Origin of the sequence: Devosia sp., from assembly GCF_017307565.1 — a bacterium.
Lineage (GTDB): Bacteria > Pseudomonadota > Alphaproteobacteria > Rhizobiales > Devosiaceae > Devosia.
Genome location: NZ_JAFKHD010000034.1, coordinates 1 through 4817, shown reverse-complemented (window position 1 = coordinate 4817; position 4817 = coordinate 1). Strand labels below are relative to the sequence as shown.

Genomic DNA, 4817 nt, shown 5'->3' with positions numbered 1-4817 from the left:
CCCGGCCGCATAGAACAGCCCCGCGCCCTGCACGCGCGCCGTCACCAGCTGCGACTGCCCGGCCAGCACTTCAAGATCCGCCGACACAGTCACGTCGCGGCTGTAATAATGCCCGGTCCACATATCGGCATCGCTCGACGCATGCCCATGGATACGGCCGAACTGCTTGGTCCAGTGCCCACGGTTCCAGGTAAAGCGTGAAATCGCGCCCCATTCCTGGATTTCCGTTGCCGGATCGATGGTGAGATGTCCCGGTCCGGAGACGGTGAAATCGGCAAGGAACAGCCGCCCAAGGAATTTTAGTCGCCCAAAGTACTCGACCGAAATACCAATCTCGTCGACGGCTTCAACGCCCTCGGGCACCACGAATTCATAGTCCTGCCAGCCCTCATGCGAAGGCACATGCCAGGCGCCGGTTTCCTCAATCGTCCCGCTCATGGCGCGACGCACATAGGGCGCTACCCGCAGATTGCCGTCGCCATTCCACGGATCGAGCCACAGCTTGAATTTGACCACCTGCCCAGCATCCACCACCGGCGAGAACATCGGGCGATAGCGTTCATCGTCAAAATCGCTGCGGCGATAGAACGGCTTCCAGAAAATCCGCCCGCCCTGACCGCGCTCCAGGCGATCGAGCTGAATCTCCAGCGAGCCGCGCGAGCCCTCAACATGCCGCTCGTCCGAGTGTTTCAGGCTGATCTGATTAAAACCCTCGGTGCGGAAGCCATGCGTCGAACCCGGCAGATCAAAATCAAACCGCAGCCCGCGGCGTGTAAAATCTTCCAGCCACAGCGCCGGCACATCGCGCCCGGCCAGTTGCAGCGCCAGCACCGTCAGCTCTCGCGCAAAGCTCGGAATGTCGACGATATTGATCGACCCCACGATGCCCGAAGCGACGAGGAAATCGCTGATCGGCTTGCGGTATTTGTCCCAGCCCGCATCAAGCCCCTGGAACGTCCCGACAATGGCCGCGGCATTGCCAGCATTACAGTCCGTATCCCAGCCCGCCATGGTGGCGATCTCGGCCGTACGCGGCAGCGAACCCGCGCCATAAAGGATCGACATGATGGTCACCCCGGCATTGGGGATGATGTGGCAGACGCCGGGATAGCGATCATAACCCCAGTCCGCCGTCAGCATGTCGCGGCACAGCCGCCAATTGTCCGGATTGGCCTTATGGAAATCGATCACCGCCCGGCAAACTTTTGCGTAGGTCGAGTTCGCATCGATCTGCGCCATCGCCGTCTCGATGATCTCGTCGATGCTCTTGGCCTCAAACGCCGCCGCAATCGCCGCCGCGCAGAAGCGCGCACCATTGAGCCCGTCGCCATCATGCGCCACGCTCGCGGCCATGGCCGACATTTCCGCCGCGCGCTTGGGATTGCCCGGGTTCACCCAGCCCCAACTATCGATGAAAATCTGCCCGCCGATCTGCTCGGCGACGGTCGTGCCATTGGTGGCAATCGAGCCCGAATGCGGCGCCGGAATGCCAGCCTGCAGGTTCTTGTAGGCGGTGTGTTCGGTCGAAACGCCAAACCCGCCCCACCAATACATGCCGTGCTCTTCGGCCGCATAATTGAGCCAGGTTTTGCCGACATCCTCGGCCGTGCAGTTCAGCCCATAATCGCGCAGCGCGCGGATGAAATAGACGGGACCATTGGTGTCGTCGTCAGCCGCGAAATTCTTGAAATCGCGGAGATATTGCGTCACCTCGCCATAGGTCTTCTGGATGCGGTCATAGCTCCAGATGGTCGGCTCAACGGGCGCGCCGAGCCGCACGCCGATGGCCTTGGCGATGAAGCCGGCATAGATCTTTTCAAGGATTTGTTGTTCGGAGAGCATGGGCAACTTTCAGGCGAGATTGAGTAGGGAAAAAGCCTCTTCGCGCGCACGGGCAGCGGCGCGATCAGCGGCAATGATTTTGGAAGCCGCCGCCGCAAAGGCGTCGGCCGATTTCATGAGATCCAAGCGATTGGCCGAGTTGAGCTGGCCGAGATCGGTCTCATCAATGACCGCCTCGCCATGCAGCGCCCCGAGAATGGCGCCGGCCATGACGCCGATGGAATCGGTATCGCGTCCCGAATTGATCCCGTCCTCGATCGAGGCGCGGAAATCCCCCTGGTTGAGGAGACAGAAGCCCAGCGCGAGCGGCAATTCCTCGATCGCCTGCAACCGGCTCGGCCGATAGGCATCGGTCAACCGCCCGACCTTTTCGGGCATGTGGTTGACGTCGTCGCCCATCACCGAAAACGGCGCGATGGCCGCATGAAAGGCGTCGCACACCTTGGCATGCTCCGCCCCGCTGCCGCGCAGGCGATTGGCCACCTCGGCAATTTCAGCAATGGCCGCGCGCGTGCCGTCCTTGGCAAGGCCAAGCACCGTCTCAAGAATGCCGTCAATGGTCGCGCCGGGTACGAAAGCCGCAGCCACGGCCGCAGCCGTCACGCCGGCCGCTTCGAGCCCATAGCTTTCCTGGTGTCCCGCCGCGAAACCGATCGCCTCGTCATAGGCCGCCCGCGGATTGGCCGCATTGGCGACCCCGATCGGCGCGATATACATCGCCGCCCCGCAGTTCACCATATTGCCGATACCGCCCTGACGGGGATCGCAATTGGACAATTGATGCCGCTGGAAAATCCACTTCTCGGGATAAAACAGCCGGTCGATCAGCATGGCTTCGCGCTGCAGTTCCGGCACCCAGCGCGGCGTCCAGGCGATCTGCTTGACCATGCCATCGGCCATGTCCCAGGCGTCGAGATGCCGCCCGGCCTCGCCATAAATATCCATCAGCGCCAGCGTCATCATCGTGTCGTCGGTGATGATGCCATCCCCGCGCACCCGATGGTTCCGCTGTTCGGGCGGCAGGTCCATCTTGTGCCAGCGTGTCATCACCGATGTCACGCGGCCATAGCGCGCCCTGATCTGCGCCGCCGACAGCTTTTCAACCGGCGCGCCCAGCGCATCTCCCAGGGCAATGCCGTAAAGCATGGCCCGAATGCGGGACTGGAAGGATGGGGTCATCTCGACTCCGACTCTTTTGTCATTTTAGTTGTCGCCGGGCCTGTGACCCGGCTCTTGCCGTGTATTTTCAGTCGACACCCTCCCCCTTGTGGGGAGGGATCAAGGGTGGGGGTGTGAGCCACGACATCGCGGCTCCCAGCACCCCCTCCCAACCTCCCCCATCAAGGGGGAGGTGCCGTCCTGTGGACCTGACGGCATCCCGTCAGGCACAGTCTTTCGCTTACTCGCCCAACACAGTCCGGGCGTGTTCCGCCATGCGCTCGCCACCGGCCGCGTTGTATTCGGCAACAAACGCATCCCACTGGTCGATCCCGGCTTCGCCGGTAACGAACTTGGCCACCCACGAGCGATAGACCTGCTCGGTCGCATCGACATCGGCAGCAAATTCGGCCGGCCAGACAAAGGCATTGTCAGCCACAAAGTTCGCCTTGATCGTATCGAGCGCGGACTGCGCGGTCGGCGACAGCAGCGGGGTCGGCGGGTTCCAGTTGGCGGCGTTGAAGAAGCGCGCATACCAGGTCGAGATGGCGTCGGTGAACGTCACCTTGCCGCTCGCGTCCTTGGTATATTGCGTACCTTCAAAACCCAGACGGTCGATATCCTGGCCTTCCTTGGACGCCATGAAATCGAGCACCTTGAAGGCTTCCTCCTTGTGCTCGGAGAGCGAGGAAATGGCCCAGCCGCGCGATTCCTTGGCAACGTCGACCGCAGCCAGACCCTGGCCGCCCGGACCCGACGGAATCGGCAGCAGGGTCAGGGAAATATCCTCGCCCGGATGCGCCTGGCGCATCTTGCCGGCATAGATGTCGATGACTTCGGGCGACGAGCCGAAGATCACGCCGGCCTTGCCGGTGTAGAACTTGTCTTCCTTCACGTCGAAGGTGTTGGTGACATATTCCTTGTCGAACAGGCCCTTCGAGGCGAGCCGTGCATAGAACTCGATCTTGGCCTTTTCGGCGTCGGTCACGCGCGAATTGACCCACTTGCCTTCGGCATTCTTCATCCAGGTGCCGGTCACGCCAAAGGCCTGGTTGAAGACGGAGTCGAGTTCGGTGGTGTTGCCAAAGCCGGTCAGGCCCAGCGTATTGCCCTTGGTGCCGTCGCCGTCGAGATCAGCGTCGTGGATGGCCTGGAACAGGGCCTCGTATTCGTCCACGGTTTTCGGCGCTGCGAGCCCGAGCTTTTCAAGCCAATCGGTGCGCATCACCGGCTGCGGGGCGCGCGGCGGGTAGATGTAGAGCAGGTATGGATAGTTCGCGAGGCGGTCGACATTGTGCGGCCAGAGCGCTGCCTTCACATTCGTCGAAGCGTCGATATAGGGCGTCAGGTTTTCGAGAATCCCCTGGTCGGCCATCTTCTGGTCGCCGCCCTGGAAGTACATGATGTCGGGGATATCCCCCGAGAGCAGCATCACGCCCAGCGCTTCGCCATAGGCCGAGGTGCCGCTCGGCAGATCGACGGTCTGGATATCGATATCGAGACCCTGCGCCTTGAGCGCGGCTTCGATGGCTTCGATTTCCCTCACATCATCGGGATTGGTCGAAAGCAGGTCCTTGCTGACGAGGCGCAGCGTCGTCTGGGCCATGGCCGGCGCGGCAAGGCCGGCCAGCATGGCAACGGCCGTCGTCGCCAGAAGCAATTTCTTCAGTGTCATTGGTAGTCTCCTCCGTTGATTTTTAGTCGCACCGCTTCCGCGGCATTTTTGGAATTTTTGGAACCTGGCTCAGTGGCCGAACACCACCGACTGTCACCCCGGCGAAGGCCGGGGCCCACCCTGAGATCTCGAGATGGCCCCC

3 protein-coding genes are annotated in these 4817 nt (G+C 61.9%); all 3 read right to left on the bottom strand.

Annotated features, from left to right (window positions below; translation table 11 throughout):
* Positions 1 to 1842, bottom strand: a 1842-nt coding sequence (locus J0I64_RS00545; protein WP_291405403.1) for an ADP-ribosylglycohydrolase family protein, incomplete at its 3' end; no start/stop codon positions are given.
* Between the two features lie 9 nt (positions 1843 to 1851).
* Positions 1852 to 3021 (bottom strand): ADP-ribosylglycohydrolase family protein, encoded by a 1170-nt coding sequence (locus J0I64_RS00540; RefSeq protein ID WP_291405401.1) that lies wholly within the window; start codon positions 3019 to 3021, stop codon positions 1852 to 1854.
* Between the two features lie 220 nt (positions 3022 to 3241).
* Positions 3242 to 4675 carry an extracellular solute-binding protein gene (locus J0I64_RS00535; RefSeq protein WP_291405399.1) on the bottom strand — a complete coding sequence of 478 codons (1434 nt, stop codon included), beginning with the start codon at positions 4673 to 4675 and terminating at the stop codon, positions 3242 to 3244.
* Positions 4676 to 4817: the final 142 nt, after the last annotated feature.

Bases quoted from the DNA above. Each gene is read 5' to 3' on its own strand.
- J0I64_RS00535 (WP_291405399.1), bottom strand. From the start codon at position 4,675: ATGACACTGAAGAAATTGCTTCTGGCGACGACGGCCGTTGCCATGCTG.
- J0I64_RS00540 (WP_291405401.1), bottom strand. From the start codon at position 3,021: ATGACCCCATCCTTCCAGTCCCGCATTCGGGCCATGCTTTACGGCATT.